A 21,957-nucleotide genomic window follows, 5' to 3' on the forward strand; every position below is an offset into this window, starting at 1 on the left:
ACCTGAAAGCCCAAACAAGTAGTTCAGGGGCCAGCCTCTTCCGACTTAAAACCCATAACGGGTCGCACGGTTAGTGCAACCACGGCTTCATTGTCGGCACTCCGTACCCAACGAAGCCTTAGTTGTTAGGCAGAGGTATTATTCTGTTTTACTGGTCTCAATGTTGCAATTCTTTTACTCATTGTCCAATTTTTACTTTCTATTATAAACTGCTGTAGCTTAATCAAGTTTATCCAATAATTTCTATGAAAACTATTTTTCGGGGATTGGATAAGGTCTCTTAAAATCAATCCTAAAAATTGATGAACTTCACTCCAAATTGTAATTTGTATAACAGTTAGGTTGTTAAGTTCTTGAGTTTTTGAAGGGTTTTCCGTTGTATTTTCTCTGTTCAATGCGTAGTCCCATTGACCATGTGCAATTTTATTTCGCAATTCACTTGGAGTCTTTATGAAATTGTTGATTATGTTCTGCAATTCACCTCTTCTACTTAATAAGTCTGCGTTTTGTCTCCAGTTTGTACTAACCTTATCAAATGCCATATCAAATAATAATTCCCAAGCTTTAACCACTCCGTTTTTAGCTTTTTCTGCCTTTATTTTTTCTATTTCAGTGTCCATAAAGCCGTCAGGAGTATTTACAATTTGTATGAATTGGGCTTCTGATAGGGTACAATAAACAAGAGCATAGAGTTTAGTATTTAATTCTACCTGAAATTTATCTTTCTTTCTTAGATACGTGTTTATTGTCCTAACTAAATTTGCTTCGACTTTTTTTAGTTTTCTGACATTTTTGCTTTGCAGAACATATAAGTCGTAAATCTCCTGGCGAGTCATATGTCTTGTCTTTAAATTAGTGGGGGGATGGGAATCGAACCCATCATCTCCAAACTGTTTCCAGTTTAGTGCATTACTCCTATGTTATGCTTCCCCCATATTTTTTTTTCTATTTATACTTGTGCCTAACTACTGGATATGCGTAAATATACGCTTATCTGCACTATGTACTGAAGTGGTTCTGCTCTTTCTTAAAGCTAAAATTTGCTTTTGATGGCTATTTTGAGGTCTTCTTCCATAATATTACTCCTATACAATATAAAGAATAATCTGGTTACCCAGTGAGCATTCCCTGTTTTTAGCGGGGATACGCCAGGGATGCGTTGATTTCAATATTTAAATCTGAAAGATATTACTGTTATTTTGGCTAATTGAATGAGCATAATCATTCAATTAGCTGTGCAGTGTTCTGCAAATCAGATAAGTATTAATAACCAGCATTACCTTCTTGAAGAAACTTAATGTAGTTATTCAATAAGCCCTGAATCTGTTGAGATGCTACAGGGTTAGCTGAATGAACATAAAATTTTAGTTCTGACAAGTTTAAGCCCGATTCATACACAAGCCACTTTGCAGCAGCATAGCCATCTGGCGCAACATTACCCTCGGAATCTAAACCTAAATCATTGTCGAAGCTTATGAAATCAGGCAATCCCTTCTCTCTTATCACAGATTTGAAGTCTTCGAAGTTTCTTACAATGAAAAAATCCGATTCAGCCATGTTGCTGTAAACCATGTCTACCGTTCTGATGTCGTCAAGAAAAAGGCTATATTTCTTTCTGTTGGTCATTATGGTCTAACCTGTTAAAAGTCATCATACTTTAACAGCTTCTTTTTGATAACTCGATTCTTATGAAAGTGTAAAATAGTTTATTTAAAAGCCTAATAACAAGGAAGATAAATAGTAATGAATTTACGATACCACTAATAGGTGTTACTCGTTATTTTGAGTCAATTGTTTAAATCTTCCAATAAGCAATGGAAGCCCATTATTTAGCCACCAGTCATTGCTCACAAAACCGCTCGACATTCCTCCTTTATCGAAACTTTTTATAAAAATCTCCTTCCCTGCCACTAAGTCCTCTCCTGTTATGGATTTGAATGCTTTATGAAATAGTGTTTCGAATTCGCTCACGTCCTTAGGCAGCGCATATTCAGACATATAAGCACGTATCGACTCCCATAAAAAAGGGTCGCCTCTTAGTCCCCACTGACCTGGTTCTGGTGTAAAGATTTTCTCCATGTTTATTTCCATACAAGCTGAGTTACATTAGAATCTTCAATCTTATTAACTTTCAACACTTTAGTCCAATCACCATTTGTTAACGCTTTATGTGTCATGAAGTCTTCTGCGGTACCGATTGGTTCATCGACCATATCATTCTTCTCCATATCCTGTGATTGGGATATTATTTTCATCTTATTCAAGTCCAATAAGGTATAACCAGTCTTATCTTCAGCAATTAGATACCCTCGACCAGATATTTCAATCTTTTTTAGTTGTACTTCATCGCTGTAATGAGCAACATGTATTACATGATTGACTGTCGCCTTGTTAGGGTATTCAACAGATAATATTCTGTTTACCAGCCCATCTGCGTTCATGAAGTTTTCATATTTGAGAGTTACTGAGTAAGATTTTTCTCCTACACTGAAATCAGCCCTTGGAGCCTTCTTAGCTTCATTTTGAGAATGGTCGACAGTACAGGCAGTCAAGCTTAGAAAGGCAACTATGATGGTGATGTACTTCGTGATGGGGATACACATAAAAAGTATGAATATGCTAAATGGTATAAAAAAGGCAAATAGAATTGGATGTAAGAATTAAAATTCAATTTATACAATAAATCATTAATATATAGCGATTTTACCCTATTTTTAAGTTGAGTTTGAAGTGGCTATTACCAGTTCTTGTAAAGCTTAATATGGGCTACTTTCACAACATGCTTAATATAACTTCGCCATAAATGAACAGCCCCTTCAAAATATTCCCATCCACTGGGTATAAGAATTCACAATTTCAGGCTACTGCCCAATTGAGCAACCTACTAATACGGTTTATATTGGATGGAGAGGTTGAGTTAGAAATCATCGCAAACCCTGAACATCCAACTTTGATAACCAAGTTGAGCAAACCAGGAAAATACCAGGCAGTATGCATAGTTAATGGGGTAAAACACTCCCAATCAATTGAGATAAAGGATGCAATCAGGCTTGGCTCGGGAGAGTTCAAGGCAGCTTATACTTTTGATAGTATTGACTATTCCTTTCTGTTGATGAAGGACAAGATGCTGCTTTTTGATGAAAAAACAAACACAATTCTAACCGAGAATGATATAAGCCCGACTGATATTAGAAAGATAGATGACCAACATGTACTATTCATCACTAAAATCGGTAACAATGAAAGCGGAATCTGGAACTTTGGCATCTTCGACACAGACAAGCTGAGCATCAAGTCAGAACTATTAAGTAAGTATCAAGTCGTTGTTCACAATTCACTGGCAAACAAAATCTGGCTTTATGATGTAGTGAGCGAAACCATAGTTTGTTTCGAGATAATTGAAGGAGCTTTTAAATTATGCTATCAAAGCCTCATAACTTCAAACTATAAGCATACCGATGACAGGCTTCTATTCATAGAATCAGACAATACTATTGCAGTCATACACACGGAAAGCCTCCGATTAGCTGAAATAACCAAAAGTCCTTCCACAGCAATTGATTTTGATGGTTATGTGTACAGCTTGGTGGATAATGGCATTCACATTTCAGGATGTTTCGAGACACTTAACCAAGTCATAGGTGTAAACATTGAAAATGTTAATTTACGCACTGACAGACTCTTCTTTACGGGAAGCGGCTTTAAGAATTCGGACACCCTGCCCATAGAACCAGAACTTACAGAGGGAATCGTTTCCGATATTCTTGCAGCAGCCGACCCAAGCAAGACGAATCAGTACATTGCCTTACCAGAGCATGATGTTCCACTTACTACAAGCCCTGCCCATGAGCTATACCCCACAACTGATGGGGTATTCTTAGTAAGCAAAATAACTTATAGAACTATACAAGGAATTAACCTGAGCAAAGATGCACAAGGCGGCTGGCTCTACACACCCAAGATGTTAATATGGAATAAGTATATCATAACATTCCACTCAGCCTCTGATTCCAAGCAAATCATCCCTGAAACAGGTCTGCTACAAGTGCTTGCTTATAAACACCTCACGCTTGTAGTCAGGACTGAAAGCTCAGAGTTTGTATTGCGTGGCATACAAAAGAAGACATACCCTCTTTACAATGACATCAGGTTTATCAGTTATCCTGCCATGGGTCATGCATACATGATTACAAAATTCAAATCGTCTTATTCATTATATAACCTTGATGACTTTTCCACGCCTATACTGAAAGCAATAAGCATACATAACTTGTATCTGCTGGCTTACCATTCAACGCTCTGGTATTCCCCTGGCGAAATGGACAAAGTAAGCGACACTCGTTTGCTCCATGGTTTCAACCTTGCCACTGGCAGAAAGGTTGCAGTAAACATTGATGAAGCAAAGCACTCACAGTATAAGGCTGATTCTGATTTTATCTTCGGCAAGGATTACATCCTGTCCAGCAACAAGGTCCTTATTCACCCAGCCAATGGGAATATAAGAGATGCCGCTTTTGACAGTATCTTAGCCTATTCCGATAGCCTTAACAAAGTCATAACACGAAGGGGTGAGCATATTTACCTGATGCAATATAACGCTGAGAGCAGCAAATATGAAAATCACGAAATTAACTTAATCGGTACTTTTTACCGTGAGTCCTTTCTTTCACCGAACGGGAGATATCTGGTGCTGAAGGAGAAAAGCAACGATTACGAACTTTACAATTTAGAGAATGAGAAATCGGAACGCTTCTTCTCAGGTAATTTCCTGGCTTTTTCAAATGAAGGCAACCTGATTATTGAACCTGACCACAGAAGAAATGCCAAGGTGATTGACCCACTGACTTTTGAGGACATCACACCTCCCAATTATCATTACTACAGGTATCTCAGCCCTGATGGAAAACTTTATGCACAACTGTCATTGCTTGTAAAGTACTATGACAATGTAAGCGGGAAATATATTACTGATAAGGAGTATGCTGATTTGGTCAGTAAGCTTGACATGCCAAGTAGTTACTTTACCAGTGAAAAAACTGCCATACTCGAGAAATTGAAAAAGAACAGAGACGCCTACTATGCAGTCAACACAACCAGGTTAAACAGTCTGGGGGTTCATAATGCGGAAGACGTTTCTACTTCACGGTTTATGGAGGTGACTAAGTACATCGAAATCGGAATTACTGGTACAGACGTGGTACTGCCCATTGAAATTCCAACCGATGTAGAATTTTATAACTGGGGTGCTTTCAGCTATGACAACACCTTCTTCAGCTATGTTGGTAAACCTCCCCACAAAGGAGTCATCCATCTCTTTAAAATAGACTTTAATAATTCCAGTAATACCTTACGTCTTGTAGATTCTTTTGAAAGCAGATTGCCTCATAAGGCTGCATGGGTCTGTGGGTTCTCAAAACACGGATACTTCGCTACCTATGACAGTAACCCAGTTACATATGTTTTCAAAAAGCCAGAAGACCTTTTACTTAAAAAGCCTTCAGCTGGAGAACTGACACCACTCACAAACAATAGTGAAATACATCAATCTGACAGCTACCTTCTAACTAAGCTTGGGAAGAATTTTTTGTGTTTCAGTCCCGAAGGAAAATATGTGGCTCTCTCTGAACAAGGATACCATCCTCTCACCTTAGGCGGTTCTGGGCATCAAGAATCCAATGCTGTTCATATTGCAGAAGCTGAGACCCTTAATATCATTGATTCATTTATAGGACATGGAGATGCAATCAGAGAAGACTTTCATAAGAAAGTAGTTTTTGTAGCGTTTTCGGAAGATGAAAAGAAAATAATGTCCATGAGTAGGGATGGGGTTGTTATAGTCCGAAATATATCATTGTAGTACATACTTTATTTAATCAAGACCATGTTATTTACTCCAAACGGCTATCCTAAAATTAGACTGTCATATCTGCACAAAAATATAAATGGGGAAACACTGCTTCATGAGACCATAGATGAAGAAAGAATAGCTTACCAAAGAATTCCTAACATTCTAATGTTCTCAATAAATGATATGGGAAGCAGTAAGACAATAATGTATGATATGGGGAATGATATAGTGCTACAGGACGATAGCTACATTATGGTTAATTTCGAAGTTTTGGAGGTAGACCCCGATAAAGAATTAGTATTTGTTGGGACACTATGTAAGACAGATATCGAAGATGAAGTTTACAACATTAAGTTAGCAGGACGACTATTGAGGAGTTCAAACTTAGAATCGCTACCATACCTCACTTTACCAGAACGATAGGGAGTGTAATCTAAACTGTGTCATCTCTATATTTCAATTTACTGGCCCTGTTGGTGTACTGGCGTAAGTCCTTACAGCAACAGGGCCAAACTTTTGAAGCGCGGCTCACTTCAAGTCCAGCTGCATCCTGTCCCCGAACCAGATCGAGAGCTGCTGGGCCGTCTGACTCCAGTTAGCCAGCGGCATGACCCATTTTCTGCTGATGTTCTGATGAGACAGGTAAATCAGTTTCAGCAGGGCCATGTCGGAGGGGAAAGCCCCCTTGGTCTTGGTCACCTTGCGCACCTGGCGGTGAAAGCCCTCGATGGTGTTGGTGGTGTAGATCAGCTTTCGGATCGGCTCGGTGTATTTAAAGTACGTGGAGAGCCTCTCCCAGTTCCGTTGCCAGCTCTCAAGCACCTTGGGGTACTTCTTGCCCCACTTCTCCTCCAGTTCCAGCAGCCTAAGCTCAGCCAGTTCTTTTGTCTCTGCCCGGTACACCGGCTTGAGGTCCCGCATGAACTCCTTCTGGTCTTTAGAGCCCACATACTTGAGGCTATGGCGGATCTGGTGGACAATGCAGCTCTGCACCTCGGCCTGTGGGAAAACACTGCCGATGGCCTCGGCAAAGCCCTTGAGGTTGTCGATGCAGGCGATGAGCATGTCGGCTACGCCCCGCTGCTGCAGGTCGGTGAGCACCGAGAGCCAGAAGGTGGCCCCCTCGCTCTCCGAGACGTACACGCCCAGCAGCTCCTTGTGGCCGTGGCGGTCGATGCCCAGGATGTTGTAGACGGCCTTGGAGACGGTGCGCCCTTCCTGCCGCACCTTGTAGTGCATGGCGTCGAGCCAGACAATGCAGTAAAGCCTATCCAGCGGCCTTGCCTGCCACTCCTTGACCTGGGGCACGATCTTCTCGGTCAGGGCAGCCAGCGTGTCATGGGAAATGTCCATGTCGTACATCTCTTTCAGGTGCGAGGAGATGTCCCGCAGGCTCATGCCCAGGCCGTACATGCTCAGGATGCGGGGCTCGAGGTTTTCGGCCAGCACCGTTTCCCGTTTTTTGATGATCTGCGGCTCGAAGCCTGCCGAGCGGTCGCGGGAGGATTCTATTTCAATCACGCCGTCTGAGGTGCGGACTTGCTTCGAGATCTTGCCATTGCGCCGGTTGCCCTTCGCCCGCTGCTCGGCGTCCAGATGCAGATCCATCTCCGCGTCCAGGGCGGCTTCCAAGAAGTGTTTCAGCAAGGGGCCAAGGGCGCCGTCTTTGCCGAAGGTGGGTTTGCCGGTCCGGAACTCTTCCAGGAACTGGCGCTTGATCTTGTCCAGATCCAAGCCGTTTTTTTCTTCCATGTGTTCTGCGTTAAAGGTAATACTCAAAAACCTTTGACACAGTTAGTTTTACACCCTCGAACGATAGGTTATTTACCTATTATTCTGGTTAACAAAATCCTTGTTCAACCCTCTTTGCCTCCTGTTCTAAACTACCATTTGGATACCCAACGTTAAGGCATTCATGAACATAGCGTTCAAGGAAAGGTCTGAACCCACCTAATACTTCATACTGCATGGTATGGGTGAGTTCATGCACAACCAAGTTCTTGTTGTTCCAATGGTCGGCTCTAATGTAGATGCCATACCTAAATGAAACCCCAATTGTGCCAAGTGCCAAAAAACCTGTTAGTTCGATAGCATTTTTTAGTTCAGGGTGTGCTGGTAGCGGTATATAATTGACTTTTAAGAGTCTTATGCTATCAATATCATTTATACCAATTACATGTGCAATCCGCTTCTGACTATCATCCAGTGCAACACCGTGTTCACAGATGAACTTCTCCTGCTCTTCAGCCCAATCACAGGCAAGCGGAAGTAATCTATTTATTTGGGTAGGTGTAAGCATTCAAACCTTTGCTACATATTTAAATTATAAAGCGGAGCAAAATCATTATCCCTGAAACGTTGATAGGCAAAGTTTAGTAGTTGAATTGTATTACCACCATTTCCAATCCAGTTCTGAACAACATTATTCAACCGCAACTTACCCCTATCAACAGCAGCAGGGCTGAATGGCGTAACTACCGTAAATATCTTACTCGCACCAAAATGGAAATTACCGCAAGCTTGATTTGGATTCTTGCTTTGGTTAGTAATCTTCAACTCGAAGACTATTTTATTCTTTCTCTGATGTGGGAGCAAATCTACGATATTAGTCCAGTTATATTGAGTAGCTGGATTACCTTGCTGGACTTGAATTTCAACTGTGTAGCCTAATTCTTGGCACCCCCTTACAAACAGGTCAAAAGATTGAGTGTTATTTCTAACATTAACCAAACCAGTACCATCTGTTTTTATTCCTGATTTTCCAAAAATACTGGATGTATTAAAAAGCAGGCTCTTAGCTTTTGGGTTATTTAAACAATGGTAAATAAGGTCATAGTTTGGACCTATGTTATAAAGATTGTCATCACTTGCGTCATAACGTCCCTTATCATTCAGCCTCCTTTGAGTGCTATAAATAATGTCTGAATAGTTTATTTCTCTTCCGCTTAAGAAATCTACCAGATACTGTCTGGCATTTACACGTTTGTTAGGGCTGTTTTCTTCTATTATATCAACTAATGCAGCCCATTCATCATCTGTCAATAAGTATTTCCACATGCTTCCTTGGAGTTTGTTCCCATGATAGAACGGAATCCGTGGTCTTCCAATAGCTTGACCACCTGCACCTGGTGGTTGCTGCAAAGCAAGTATACCACTATCTACCAATTCTTGCTTATCCAGCATGTAGCTTATTGGTGGGAATGTACCTATGATGTACTGCCCATAATTGTTCAAGGGTAGTAAATCTTTGTATGGATGCATCTCGAATGCAGGGTTAGTAGGTAGTACTCCTAAATTTTCCACAAGCTGATTTAAAAAGACTGAATTATCCTCAATTAGTGTGGCTATGGTAAGTTCTTCAACAGGTATTTCAATCGCTCGTGAAAAGATTGAAAGAGCGTTTATTTTAAGCATGGGTTAAAAGCTTGTGCAGTAGTGATTTCTTTATCTATCGAGTAAAAGAAAATAAAAATCAAGACTTTGATTTACTAAGGCTGCAAATGACGAATATTCTTGATATAAAATATATGTATACTATAAACAAGTTTATCTGCGTATTAACGCAGTCTATTAATGATGAACAACTACTTCTCTTGTTTTAGCCATATAGAAATTATGTAACGTTGGGATTGTGATAGCATTCAAATACCATAAAGGCACTACTTTCTGCTTTATCTTTGGATTTAGCTTGTCAATAAGTGTAATCTTTTCGGTTCTATAAGCAAAACTTACCCATTTCCCTTTCTTGATTTCTAAATTCTTCCAAGTGATTATCTTATTGCTTTTGGTAAGGTGAATTCCTAATCTGTTTAACTGTACAGCTTTATTGATAGTTACCATGCCTCCATTATCCAGTTTCGATATTAATTTTGATACAATGTGAGGGGTAATGTAGTAATTAACTAAATCCACGATATCTAAGTATTTAGAATACTGATATGCTTCTGATGTTAAGAGAGATGCGAATGGAATTGAGATAGTTTCATTTTCATCTGTTCTAACAATAATATGAAAATCCATGTCTCCCCAAAAGAGACCAGTTTCCGCAACTCCATACATTATATCCGTAATGTGGTCAATTTCAAGTAAGCGTTTGTTGTATCGAACAGTTTGGTTATTTATTTCAAAAACATGTTTTAAAAACGGTATTGAACGTTTTATTTCTACTATTTCAAATTCTTCCTTTTGCCTGAATACTTCAGGATTAACTTGTATAGTGTCGTCTTTCGCTTTGAAATAGAAGAAGAAATAATTTTCATCATAATCACCTCGTAATTCAGGATTAGACAGCGTTTGGTATGCTTCGTTGATTTCAGCAAACAAAGCGTTATAGTAATCTGAATTAGTGGGATGTTTATCAGGGTGAAATTTTTTAGCACATATTCTGTATGCTGTCTTTATCTCTTCCTGTGATGCATTTGGCTCTACATCTAAAAGTTTATAGTAGTTTTTCATTTTACGTAGATTTTCCTCCAACACAACTTTGTAATGAATCCAAATACAAGCATCGTAGGAATCCCAATCCTGTTTCCATGCAAACCAGCGTCTGGATTAGACGACATTATCCCGTTAGCGAATAGTATAAATCCGAATAAGCAGATTATACCAAATACTATGGATAATAAAAGAAATAGTGCGATTTTCATTTTAGCTGATTTTAGTCATTTTGATTAACACCATTTAGCTTAATAAATGATGCCAATTCCTTAGCTAATAATAATCTTTCGTTTTCAGTTAAGGTATTAATAAAATTTGAATGTGACCAAGAACGAAGTCCTCTTAGTTTGTTGTGATTAACGAGTATGTAGGTGTTAATAGCACTTTGGGTATGCTCGTGACTGATATTGAATCTTGAAATTTCCTGGTTAGTTGAATCATCCATTATTCTTATCCAAATATCCTGAACCAATACTTCTGTCAAGGTTGGTGGAACCTTTAGATTTTTATCTATCCTGCTATCATAAGGCTCTTTACTGAGATATTCTGTTACTGGATAAGAAGGTGCTAAGTAGGTTTCAATCCTCTCTAATATGGTATAACCATTATTTGTTGAGTTTTGCTGTATCAAAGGTTGCCAAGTATCATTTGTAAGTGTTTTACCAGTTTCCTCATAAAATGCTGAACTTAAAATTTCTAATTCTGATACACCTGATAAAGCAAGATTTGCTATCTCGTTGTCAATCACCTCGTTTATTTTAGGCATGTATGAGTTTAGATTAAGTTTCCATTTGTTATTTTCAAATGAAAAACTAATTTCTAAATCAGAGAATTGCTTGCCGTTAACTATTAGGTCAGCATAAGCCCATTTACTTGCTACAAATCTAATTTTACCAATCGACAAGTTGACTTCTCTATTCAAACCACCATTTTCCCACATCAGTGTAGTGAATTTTCGTTTATCCAATCCAACCAATTCACTTTTAGAAAACTTGCCCCTGGGTATAAGTATATTCATCTTATCTGTAAATGACATCTTTGATATTTTACTGCTGTCGGCATAAAGAATATCAAATAGCATTTGCTCGTAAAAATCTAATGATGATTTAGAAATATAATTCACGGCAGCTTTACCATTACTTTCTTCTATAGCAGATTTATACTCGAAGAAAGCCCATGAAACTTTTTCAGCTTCTAACTCTTTGAGCCTGTTATTCTCTTCAATTTCATTGGCGATTGGGGTGGGTGACTGGCAAGATAGTACTGTTGTTAATATCAAGATGCATATGCAGCCTCTAATAGTAACCATTCTAATTAATGTTAGAGGATTCGAATATTTGTTCATAAGATTGAAGGCATACATATAAATGCTAATATATTATATAGCATTCATTTGTAATATAAAGAAAACAAATGTTTTATTGATAGCACTATCACTAATCGTGACTCGCCTACTGAGCGAGTTTACCAGTAAAGAAAGTTAGTTAAGTAATCTATGTAAAGTTCTGGGGAAACTCAAAGAGTAACCTTACTTATGTCCTACCAGAAAGGTGGAGATAATAATGTATGACTAAGATAGGATTGTGGAAGCCTGAGTGTGTACTAAGTGTAGAAAAGGAAAGTCGATTCAACGCCAGCAATACTGAAAATATCATCAATATTCAGACTGCACCCCACTTTGCTTTCTTACAAGAAATAAGTGTTTAACATGGAAATATGCATTGCAATGGCATATACAATGAAGAATCACTTTACGAGCATATTACCCGAACACTGTTATCTATTTGCCCACCTCTGCCTCAACAGCTCTTCTGAAAGGTCAAAACACTTATAGCCGTTGTATATAGTAGCGCCTTTTCTCATAAGGCACATGTTAAAAACTCTTATTACTCGGCTAAGTGGTTCTGATTCCAGAAACCTTTCAATATCATTCGCTGCTACCGTTAGAAACCTCTGGTTCTGACAACCAGTTTAAAAGTAAATTTGGAATTGCTTGAAAAGCGGAGAAGTGTGGACGTTGTAGAACGAGTATTACCAGGTTAAAAGACCTTAAGCAAATTTCTAAGAGAAGATTAACTTTAATGTAATATTCTCATCTGATGGTTCAGCAACTATATTTATAAATTCAGCGGTCTGAACTAAATTATTGTTATTACCTATATTGAACTTCAAAATAAGCTGTTCCTCAAATTCTAAAGCTATATTTCTCTTTTGAATTTCATTTTTTGTAAAGATGCTTATCACTCTGGTATTTGAAGAGATAAATACTAAAAAATCTACCTCGAAATTTAGATATCTATTGAGCAATTCGTCTGCATATTTATTATACCAGTTATCTAAATATATCACATCTTTCATTTCTATACTTCTAAAAAGGAAGCCAGTATAGTTTGGTTTAGGAGATGCAACATAGAATGCATTCTCTTCTTCTGATACAAAGATGTAGGTAGGGTTAGTAAATAAATTACTTGGCAAAACAGCCTGTGGTACATCAGATAGTTGACTGAGTGAGGTCAAATTAACATCAAAAACAATATAGCCTATGGTTGGCTGCCAACTAATCCCATTTTCATGCATGTATAAACCAGTAAATACACCACCAACTCCTTCATGTAATGTATAATTCCATATACCATAAGCTTGTAATATTGAAGTTATCACTAAGGATAATTGCTCAACTGTCCAAGATTTAAAATTACAAGTTTGTTTTTTTAAGTCTTTAAAATCAGAAGAAAACTGCTTATGATGTGTGGACCCTATTCCTATAAAAGTAATGTTGCTCACTAATTGTAAGGAGAGAGAATAACTTTCCTTAATCTTCAATATTGGAGTAAACCCATCTCTATAACCTATTAATAGGTCAAAATCATTAGTATTTATTTCGTTTATAGCACAGTTAATAGATTTTTCAACAGACAATCCATAATCTAAATATGTAGTTAAGTTATGGATAAAATCATCAATAGACTTTGAGTTGCCAGCACCTCCTATAATTAAATTGGATTTGAAGTTGTATAGCTTTAATTCTGATTGATATACACTTTTGTTATTATCAATAAAGGAAGATTCTCCAAATGATGAAAACGATAAGTTATTAACTTTATCTAAAACAGTTATCGCAGTATCTGAAAAAAGGAATACTGAATCTTTTTCTATAAAACCAACTATATAAGTCATTTCAATAAGGTTAGTAGAGTAAGCTCAGTTCCAGATTAGCATATTTTCAGGGATAGCACACTTGCATTCCAGCTACTTTTTGAAGTTTAAAAACTCATCCAAATTTGTTTCATTCATGTAATTCAAGTGAATTATTCTTTGATTTTTATACTCGGTCTCCAACTTGTTTATTCAGGACTTCTATTTTCTCTACTGAACAGATTCTTTTCCAAATTATAATGTAGTCCTAATCTTACTAATTCTTTATAGCATTTAACGGAAGTTTCCAGTAGTTCCAAATTCCCAGAACATATATATTTCTTAGATTGCATAATTATCAGAACATTAAAATATATAATGTCATATTTAGTAAATTCACCAAATGCTGATTTTGTTGAAGAATAGATTCTTCTTGAAGATAATGCAAACAAAAAATCCAAATAACCTAAGTCCGTAAATTCCTTCGGAGTAGATTCATAAACAATTGGATAGTCTCCTAAAATGAATGTGTCAATACCAAATTCAGTTATCTTTGCAAAGTACTTATTAACTTCAGGTATGCTTTCTTTAAGTTTATTTACTGTATGTATGAATAAACCAGAACGTTGCATTTTAGTAAAATTCCTGTCATTCCTGAGTGTAATAGGGTTGATACCATCTGAATCAATCTTTGCTCTAATTATCAAATCTATCACAGCGTAATCTGTTATAGGTAATCTCCAAAAAAGATTTATCAAAAAAAATTGTAGCTCAGCTTGATTCTCAATATTTAGAAGTTCAGAAGTAATCTTTTCCTTTTGAAGTCTCTGAATTAATTTTGAAGAGCTATTATCCAGACTCATATAAAAGTTATCCTCTATCACAGAGGATTTTTCAGAACGGCTATTCTCAATTGTATTTCTATCTAATTCAAAGAAAATGCTTTTAGGGCTTCTCCCATTATCTAAAATTCTGTCCTTTTCTTTATCATAGATGTAAACATATCCCTCATTATTTGTAAATCCATTGATAAGAAACTTAGGGATATAATGATGTCTCGATGAATAATCCTTCATTTTTTCAGAAATTAAAATTATTTATTAGACAGCTTAAGCGCTCCTTACAAAAATGTTATTGTTTGAAAGAGGTAATAGAAGCAAATATCTTCACATTTAACTCTTCCTGAATCTGATGCATTCCTTGGAGAACTTTTTAACTCCTTTCAAGCAAAGCAGATTAAAAGAACACTATTAGCCACTTGCCTTCCTATGCCTCAGTAGCACATCTTGAAGGTATTTCAATGATAATTCTGAGTTAAAAAATACACTTGCCACAATAAATACTCAGTGTAGACACTATAGTGATTTCAAGTCACAACTTAGTAGGGTAATTAAATTTTGATATTATTTTTTAAGATGACGAAGTACTTGCTCTTTATCGGTAAGAATAGATTTATCGGATTCTTGCCACTTAATCTTTGAATTAATTTCAATGTTCTCACAATAATGCTCTCCATTGTCAATTAAACTGTTTTGCCCTTTCTTATATAAAATTTGAGTACTGCAAATAATTGGTTTTAAATGTTTATCTACAGTTTGAGGGGGGAGGACGATATTTACACCAAAATAATCGGTTTGAACGCTGGGGTATACAATTCCTTTAACATCAGGGTGTAATGATGTAATATTTGTATATGCAACACTGATTTTATAATCATGGTCATTTCTTACTCTTTTAGAAAACTCTTCACTAATAAACTTTAGGAATTCTAAATGGAAACTCGTTTCTTTTTCACCTAAGTTATGTTCTTGAAGAAATCTTTTCTGTTTCTCAAAAGATTGCGCAATATCAGGGTTGTTTTTTAGTGCATATTCTGAGAAAACAACTTCGACCACATAGAATTCTTCATTTGTTTCCCAACGACTTACTGTATAATGTTCACCTTCAATGCAATCTGTTCCTGGGTTTCTAAATATATGAGAAGTTTCAGCAATAGCAGTAAGTCTTTGTTTATCTATTTTTGAGGTCTCTAATGCTCCATAAAACATTACTTGGTGTGGACAGTTTGCTCTTCCAAAAGAAGTGAGGTGGTTCTCAATAACATTTTTGTCCTTTATATAGCCAAGTTCATCTATGTGTTTAAATAGGGCTTTCCCTTTATTTGCTCTTGCCCTGTCTATATATGATTTTTTTCTGATTTTTGCTAATGGGATTGGAATATTTTTAATTCCATTTCTCAATAAATCATAAATTTCTTCATAAGAAACTGCTGAAAGATTTTTAGAAAATTCTTTTAATTTCTCAAATGCTTCAAATTTATCCAATGGGTTTTTTATAATTATGAACAACTATTTATTGTCAGATGAATAAAGCTTCTAAGGTAGTTTATTTAACTCTGATAAAGCTATCAAGAGTGATTGGGCGAGACTCCATATTTATGTTAGACATAGGACAAAGAGGATTATATCGAAGAAGTACTCTCTGTTGTTTTACTCCATGCCGATTAAATCACCCACATTGTCTGATACAATGAACGTGGACAGAGTATCAAATGAACCCTTATTCCTTCTGTTAAGAATCAATCAGTCAAGATTCCAGTGTTTTCCTGAAAACTTTTCAAATATTGGTATTCTCGTCAGTACAAAAAATTCTCCTACTCATAGGAATTCGTTCTCGATGTAGGGCAATAAATTAAATAACTGAGAGTATTGAATGGTTTTCCATAGACAACCAGACAGGCTACACCTTAAAATTCATAACCTTTATTATATTAAATTAATATTATATCAGCTTTTCAAATATTTAAGTATTGACTTATATCCTTCCGTGGAGGCTCCAAATATTACATTATCTTTTCCAAAAATGCGAAACTGATTTTGCATTTCTGGAATAATTACAGATATATCTTTACCTGCTAATAACTTTGTATAAAACTGTCTATTAGCATAATATGCTTCATTTGTCCATAACACACGATTGCTACCAATTAGACCAAAAAATGGATTCTCATTATTAGAATCATTAACTATTTTTATTGCGTTCAATCCAAAACATGAAGTCATGTTTATAATTAATGTATTACTTAGCAGTCTGTTGATATGGTAAAGGCTTTCTCTAAATTCTTCCCATGATATTGTTTCATTAGAGTTTTTAATCCAAATCCCCTTTTCATTTCCATGACTAACAAAATGTAAACAAAACTTCAAGCCAGATTCAGCAACCTTTTGAATATTGCTTAGAGACTGATTAACTGACTTTTTATCATCACAGTTAAATAACATCTGTTTTATTCCTTCTTTGGCAAGAAACTTAATCAAGTCCTCAGATAATTTAAAATCCCCTCTTTCTTTTTCAGTAAGTGCATCTATAACAATCACCAAATCATATTCCACTACTAACTTCTTCATTAGATTCAAACTTCTGCTTATGTAAAATATTCTGTAAAATGATGAATAGAATCGAATTCTGAAATTTATTTGAATGCGTTTATTACTAAGGCATGAAAAAAGCTATTAACTGCTTCATCATATTTAGAAATTCTTTCTCCTATATTTTCAACAGTAATTATATTGTTTACTACCCAGGAAGGATTAGCTGCATTGAGTTTATCTGACACGAGGTCATGATTATGTTTTAAGCAGTTATTCAACTCTCTTATTTCGGTAATAATATCATACCCAGGAAGCTTTGTCATCTCAACATTAATAGGTGGATTATTGTACAGCGCTTCAATTCTTAATATATCAGCTGTCATTATAGCTTGCGAGAACGTCAAACTACTTTTCTTAAAAGTATAATCCGATTCCTTAGCAAGAATAGGCTTATAAAGATTAAGCAAATATTGCTTTAAATACTTCTCTATAAGCCTATATAATAGAATTGGGGCAACCATCAAAAAATCATCAGCTATATCTTTTGTAACAGCAATAGATTCATTATGAAGTTCAGCTTCATCTTCAGATAAAATTTTATTCTGTATTGCCCTTTCTTGTAAATTAGAGAGTTCCCTTAAATCATACAGAAATTTCAATAAATTGTGAGTTTCACTTCCAGCAGCGGAAGGTGAGATATCGAACAAAGGATTAAGATTAAAATTGTCAAATAAATTAGAAGGTGTAGGTGATATCATTAGGAAAAAGTTTAATAGATTTAGTCTTCACTTTGAACCAACAAAATATAATTAGTGTCAAAAATAATATATTAATATAGTCTATAATATATTTATTTTTTAGCACTCATAAATTGCTTGTTTAAAATATAAAGGCATAAAAATATAGATTTAAAGGCGTTTAGTGTTATCTCTATTTAAATTTTATTGGCAAGTTAATGTAGCTATTTCACTACATCATAGATTTGATTAACAGAATTTCAATAAAAAAGATGAAGATGTAGAAATATACTACTATCGATTTTGGACAGATTTGAAGGTTTTAGTTTTGAGACTACGTTAAAAATTCTCTATAAAGACAAGGCTAAATTCGAAATACTATTCACTGGTAGACGGGAAGAACTTTGAAAGGAAGTTACACTTCTTATTGAGACACTTGATACATTACATAACCCCGAATATTTTGCATCTCAAATGAATGAAGATTATTGGAACTACTATCCACCAAATCAAGGACACACTCTCTATTACCTTGATTCAATAATTTTGCTGTAACAATTATTTATGCATGTTTTCCATTACTATTCCACCACTGTTTTATTGTTAAAGTTATGACTTTAAAAAAGCAGAATAAACTAACTCAAAATACTATCTATAACTGGCTTCCTATTCAAAAATTTTAGTTGTAAAATGAATTGTTAAAGGCAGTTCTATTTAAAAGAGTGCTATACCAAATAAACGTTGGAATGTTTGGTCGAATTTTACAGGAGAGGTTAGACAGCAACAGGAGCGTAAAAAAGTAGTTTGGGTGAAGTCGAATTATTTGGGGGGAGTCTTATTTGACAGGGGTATATAAACAAAAAGTCTGCACCAGGTGAAGCAGACTTTTTAGACTATTAATTTATTTAATAAATCACCAGTAACAGTATAGGAAGTTATTTGTAAACTCGAATTGTATTTAGTCTATGTTCCAGAGATTGCTTGGGTCATTTTCAAATGCGTCTCCATAATCCCAATCCCTTACTTCACGCTCGGAATTATATGCATAAGTATCTTCCCAATAGTCTTCCTCCCTTTTAATACACTCCCTAACATTGTCCGATTTGTATTGCTCTCTCCTCCACTCTTCAAGTTTGTTATTATACATATGCTGTACATTTAGGTCTCTGTGTGTAGATGAAGGCAAAACGTATAAGGGGAATGAGAGAATTCTTTCAGAATTTTCACTTATTAACTCAATATCTTCCCCACCACGTTTGAGATAATAAGCAGCTTGCTGTTCATAGTCAATAGAGTCATTAAAGAAATCGTTCTCAATAAAAGAAGGCACTTTACTTTCTTCATATTCCTGGACTATTATACGACCAGGCAGTTTATAGTCGCTATCAATGGCACACTCCGCCAAAATCTCATTCAACACTTTCACCTCACCTTTGATGTATGCATGTCGTCTTACTACTTCTAAGTTTCCATTATCTACACAAAATACTTCTGATGAAACAGAAATGTAACCGTACCTGCTATCATCTTGGAACTCATTAATGTATTTGCCATCTACACTTATTATTTCCACACAGTCCTTAACTGGCAAAGCTTCTGGAAGAAAGTATTCGCTAAATCTAAATAAAGGCTTACCCTTTTTCTGTAGTATATGCCCATTTTCTCCAGCTTTTACATAAAAGTTACTTAGATTACCTTTGCTATACTTTTCTAAATACTTGGCAGGAATTTGGCTTTCTAAATACTTTGCACCTACAATTTTACCAGGGAGCATGCTATCCTCTAAATATTTACATAGAAATTCCATGATATCATTAATCTTTCCAGTAAGAGTAGCTACTCTATGAGCAGTTTCCATATTTGGCTCCCAGTTATCATACATTCTTTTAAACTCACACTCTTTATATGCAAAGGTTTCCAAAAAGAGCATCCCATAATCAGAATTTGTATGTGCGCCCCTTAGGTAATTTGCATATGTATCAGTGAAAGACCTTATGTTATAAGCCCCATCTTCCCTTCTACATATTTGAACCGTATACTTACTCATTTATTTTATTATTTATCCAGACTTTAACATTGCAGTACCTGCTTTTATCAAAGCAGAATAACCTTCAATAGAGTAGGCAACATAAATATTGCAGATAATCTGCTAACATAAAAACAAAACGAGCAACCCATTTTCACAGGCTGCTCGTTAAGTGTAAACAGATTAAGTTCGATTAACATCATGCAGATGTACATCTTTCTATTTCAATACCTTAAAGGTGCGATTAAAACACTCTATCTGTATAGAGCAAACTCATAAATACCACTAAAGTATTTATCAAAGTTATTTCAATACCAAGATGGTGCGATTAAAAAATCCGTTTACGGTCACAAATATAGTAAAAATTTAATATAATCCAAAATACTATTTGTGGTTGTACTCCATAATTGCTCTTTTCACTTTGATTACCGTGTTCTTCGAAACACTATGTAGTTTAACGCACTGATTTAGAGATAGCCCCTGCTTTAAATCTCTGACTAATTTTGCATGCTCTTTCAACAACGCTTCGTTGTCTTTCTTCCATCCGACAGGTCTACCTACCACCTTACCTTTCTTTATAGCATGAGCCAAGCCGCTTCTGATTTTGGCTGAGCGCTGCTTGTTATCCTCCATGCTCACTTCCGCATAGACTGAAATAAGGATGTTCGTCACGAAAGTCTCTTCCCCATTGGCGTCTAAGCTCTCGAAGTTCTGGTTCTTGAATACCACAGAGATTCTCCGTTCGTGCAGAAAGTCGATGGTTCTGCGTATCATGCGGGCATCCCTTCCGAGCCGTTCAACCGATGTTACGATGACCTTTTGGAACCCACCCTTTTTAGTTAAGCTGAAGAGGTGGTCGAGGTCAGGTCGCTTATTGCCAGTGCGTCCCGAGATGTTGTTGGCTATCGTCTCCACTATCTCGTAGTTGTTCGCTTCGCAGTACTCTCTGAGTTCTTCGAGCTGGTAGCTGTAAGATTGCTGGTCACTGCTCACACGACAGAAAAGTAGGACAGGTATTTTGGTCATAGATGGTATAAAATAAACTAAACTTTATCGTGAACTCTTTTATCTAAAATTTTAGCATGAATATTACATGAAAAACGACTTTTTATAGCAGACCTTTAATTTGAACCACTTGATGCCAAAACGGAATTAATCTTTGATATCCTTGAGCGAATCTTAAGCTTGTGATTATACTGATTAGAAGTTATATTAATACAATAATCTATATCACCTTTCAAATTCATAGAGAAGTCAACATAAAGGTGTTGTTTTTTATCAAGAACATAGCTTCCTTTATCTTTAACATAAATATTGAAATAATAAGCATCTCCACTTGTCTTATGGTCTAATTCTAAACAATCACCTGTTATAATCTTCTTTTCAATTACCCACTCAAATACATCACCCAAATTATCGGCATCTGCATAGGTTGTTTCTGAAGATAATACTATGACATTCGAGTTCTTATTACTGCGCTTTTTGATTGCTTTAATATTACCTGTTATCATTATTCGCTTTTTGTATTCGTGTGTAGATTTTTTTCTTTGTCTTCTTCTTTTAAAAAGGCTTCGATTATTCTTCGTCTTCGCTCTTTAATCTTTTCATGTTCACTGCCAATCTCCACCAGTGTAAGGTTTAATTCCTCGATGAACCAAAACTTAATCTGGTCACGTGCTATCCAGTTGGTTACAGCAGATAAAGTGACACCAATCCTTTCAGCATATTTTGCAGGCGTTGTGTATTTGTCTAAATCTATTTCTATTTTCATTTCTTAAATTGTGTAGTTATTGCACAAATGTAGTAACTAAAATTATTAATTCCTATGTTTTTAAAATATTATGAGATTCTTCTGCGGCTATAGAATTTTGAGTAAGTCAAACCAGTTAAGCACAACCATATCTGCTATCTATATCAAAGTTCTTCTTGTTCCAGTCGTTAAATTTCAGAATAACCTGATTGCTTAGGTCAAGCGCTAAGTGCGGAGAGGGCAGCCAATCTTCTTTGTCACGAATACTGGCTTCGCCACCTTCAAATTCAATTAACATGACTTCAACAGTCATAGTGCTGTAATAAGCTAACTCACTATCATAATAGATAACGAGTACTGAGTATTCATTTGAAAGCTTGCCTACCTTGGAATCAATGAACTCCTGCATTGAAAAAGGATAATCCTCGATGCTGGTTACAAGGTCATATACTCGTTCTTCGTTCTCGACCACCGAGTTCACTTCTGCTCGTAAGTGCGAACCGTTTGTTATTACTTCAACATCTGGCTGAGCTCCTCCCAATTTTAGGACAGCGCTAAATTAGAGAATTCGGGTTTCTCTATATTCTTTTTCACCCACTCTTCTGGCGTTTTGTCACCCAGTGAACTGTGGGGCCGGAAGCAGTTATATTCCT

Annotated in this window: 21 protein-coding genes and 1 tRNA gene; 2 read left to right on the forward strand and 20 right to left on the reverse strand. The window is 36.1% G+C overall.

Going from position 1 to position 21,957, the window contains the following annotated elements; translation table 11 throughout:
- Window positions 1-125 precede the first annotated feature (125 nt).
- The 5 genes from K3G39_RS20055 to K3G39_RS20075 form a co-directional block, all read right to left on the reverse strand.
- Window positions 126-836 carry a hypothetical protein gene (locus tag K3G39_RS20055; protein WP_220627959.1) on the reverse strand — a complete coding sequence of 237 codons (711 nt, stop codon included), beginning with the start codon at window positions 834-836 and terminating at the stop codon, window positions 126-128.
- A 20-nt stretch (window positions 837-856) separates the two neighbouring features.
- Window positions 857-933, reverse strand: a tRNA-Ser gene (locus K3G39_RS20060).
- Window positions 934-1,263: 330 nt separating this feature from the next.
- A complete protein-coding gene (locus K3G39_RS20065) occupies window positions 1,264-1,626 on the reverse strand; it encodes a cyclic-phosphate processing receiver domain-containing protein (RefSeq protein ID WP_220627960.1) in 363 nt (120 codons plus the stop codon).
- 144 nt (window positions 1,627-1,770) lie between these two features.
- Entirely contained in the window at window positions 1,771-2,079 is a 309-nt protein-coding gene (locus K3G39_RS20070) for a hypothetical protein (RefSeq protein WP_220627961.1), read from the reverse strand.
- 2 nt (window positions 2,080-2,081) lie between these two features.
- Entirely contained in the window at window positions 2,082-2,603 is a 522-nt protein-coding gene (locus K3G39_RS20075) for a hypothetical protein (protein ID WP_220627962.1), read from the reverse strand.
- Window positions 2,604-2,803: 200 nt separating this feature from the next.
- On the opposite strand from K3G39_RS20075, the gene K3G39_RS20080 reads away from it, so the two are divergent.
- Both K3G39_RS20080 and K3G39_RS20085 read left to right on the forward strand, forming a co-directional pair.
- A complete protein-coding gene (locus K3G39_RS20080; protein ID WP_220627963.1) occupies window positions 2,804-5,857 on the forward strand; it encodes a hypothetical protein in 3,054 nt (1,017 codons plus the stop codon).
- 24 nt (window positions 5,858-5,881) lie between these two features.
- Entirely contained in the window at window positions 5,882-6,271 is a 390-nt protein-coding gene (locus K3G39_RS20085) for a hypothetical protein (RefSeq protein WP_220627964.1), read from the forward strand.
- A 105-nt stretch (window positions 6,272-6,376) separates the two neighbouring features.
- Here K3G39_RS20085 and K3G39_RS20090 read toward each other — a convergent pair whose 3' ends face one another.
- The 15 genes from K3G39_RS20090 to K3G39_RS20160 all read right to left on the reverse strand — a co-directional run bounded on the left by K3G39_RS20090 (window position 6,377) and on the right by K3G39_RS20160 (window position 21,845).
- Window positions 6,377-7,600 (reverse strand): IS256 family transposase, encoded by a 1,224-nt coding sequence (locus K3G39_RS20090; RefSeq protein ID WP_220627965.1) that lies wholly within the window; start codon window positions 7,598-7,600, stop codon window positions 6,377-6,379.
- 88 nt (window positions 7,601-7,688) lie between these two features.
- The gene (locus K3G39_RS20095) at window positions 7,689-8,147 is read right to left on the reverse strand and encodes a hypothetical protein (protein WP_220627966.1); all 459 of its coding nucleotides are present in this window, start codon (window positions 8,145-8,147) and stop codon (window positions 7,689-7,691) included.
- Window positions 8,148-8,158: 11 nt separating this feature from the next.
- A complete protein-coding gene (locus K3G39_RS20100; RefSeq protein ID WP_220627967.1) occupies window positions 8,159-9,262 on the reverse strand; it encodes a hypothetical protein in 1,104 nt (367 codons plus the stop codon).
- Window positions 9,263-9,418: 156 nt separating this feature from the next.
- Complete coding sequence (locus tag K3G39_RS20105) at window positions 9,419-10,303, reverse strand: J domain-containing protein (RefSeq protein WP_220627968.1); 885 nt, start codon at window positions 10,301-10,303, stop codon at window positions 9,419-9,421.
- 202 nt (window positions 10,304-10,505) lie between these two features.
- Window positions 10,506-11,594 (reverse strand): TerD family protein, encoded by a 1,089-nt coding sequence (locus K3G39_RS20110; RefSeq protein WP_220627969.1) that lies wholly within the window; start codon window positions 11,592-11,594, stop codon window positions 10,506-10,508.
- Window positions 11,595-12,346: 752 nt separating this feature from the next.
- Complete coding sequence (locus K3G39_RS20115) at window positions 12,347-13,462, reverse strand: hypothetical protein (RefSeq protein ID WP_220627970.1); 1,116 nt, start codon at window positions 13,460-13,462, stop codon at window positions 12,347-12,349.
- Between the two features lie 167 nt (window positions 13,463-13,629).
- Window positions 13,630-14,496 (reverse strand): DUF4238 domain-containing protein, encoded by an 867-nt coding sequence (locus tag K3G39_RS20120; protein ID WP_220627971.1) that lies wholly within the window; start codon window positions 14,494-14,496, stop codon window positions 13,630-13,632.
- Between the two features lie 327 nt (window positions 14,497-14,823).
- Window positions 14,824-15,744, reverse strand: coding sequence for a hypothetical protein (locus tag K3G39_RS20125; protein WP_220627972.1), 921 nt, complete (start codon window positions 15,742-15,744; stop codon window positions 14,824-14,826).
- Window positions 15,745-16,206: 462 nt separating this feature from the next.
- A complete protein-coding gene (locus K3G39_RS20130) occupies window positions 16,207-16,827 on the reverse strand; it encodes a hypothetical protein (RefSeq protein ID WP_220627973.1) in 621 nt (206 codons plus the stop codon).
- Between the two features lie 65 nt (window positions 16,828-16,892).
- A complete protein-coding gene (locus K3G39_RS20135; protein ID WP_220627974.1) occupies window positions 16,893-17,498 on the reverse strand; it encodes a hypothetical protein in 606 nt (201 codons plus the stop codon).
- A 988-nt stretch (window positions 17,499-18,486) separates the two neighbouring features.
- Entirely contained in the window at window positions 18,487-19,575 is a 1,089-nt protein-coding gene (locus tag K3G39_RS20140) for a hypothetical protein (RefSeq protein WP_220627975.1), read from the reverse strand.
- Window positions 19,576-19,938: 363 nt separating this feature from the next.
- Window positions 19,939-20,580, reverse strand: a complete 642-nt coding sequence (locus tag K3G39_RS20145; protein ID WP_220627976.1) for a recombinase family protein — start codon at window positions 20,578-20,580, stop codon at window positions 19,939-19,941.
- 95 nt (window positions 20,581-20,675) lie between these two features.
- Complete coding sequence (locus tag K3G39_RS20150) at window positions 20,676-21,065, reverse strand: hypothetical protein (RefSeq protein WP_220627977.1); 390 nt, start codon at window positions 21,063-21,065, stop codon at window positions 20,676-20,678.
- The gene (locus K3G39_RS20155) at window positions 21,065-21,325 is read right to left on the reverse strand and encodes a hypothetical protein (RefSeq protein ID WP_220627978.1); all 261 of its coding nucleotides are present in this window, start codon (window positions 21,323-21,325) and stop codon (window positions 21,065-21,067) included. The genes K3G39_RS20150 and K3G39_RS20155 overlap by 1 nt, the downstream gene beginning before the upstream one ends.
- Window positions 21,326-21,440: 115 nt before the next feature.
- Complete coding sequence (locus K3G39_RS20160; RefSeq protein ID WP_220627979.1) at window positions 21,441-21,845, reverse strand: hypothetical protein; 405 nt, start codon at window positions 21,843-21,845, stop codon at window positions 21,441-21,443.
- Window positions 21,846-21,957 lie beyond the last annotated feature (112 nt).

Source organism: Pontibacter sp. HSC-14F20, from assembly GCF_019599265.1.
GTDB lineage: Bacteria > Bacteroidota > Bacteroidia > Cytophagales > Hymenobacteraceae > Pontibacter.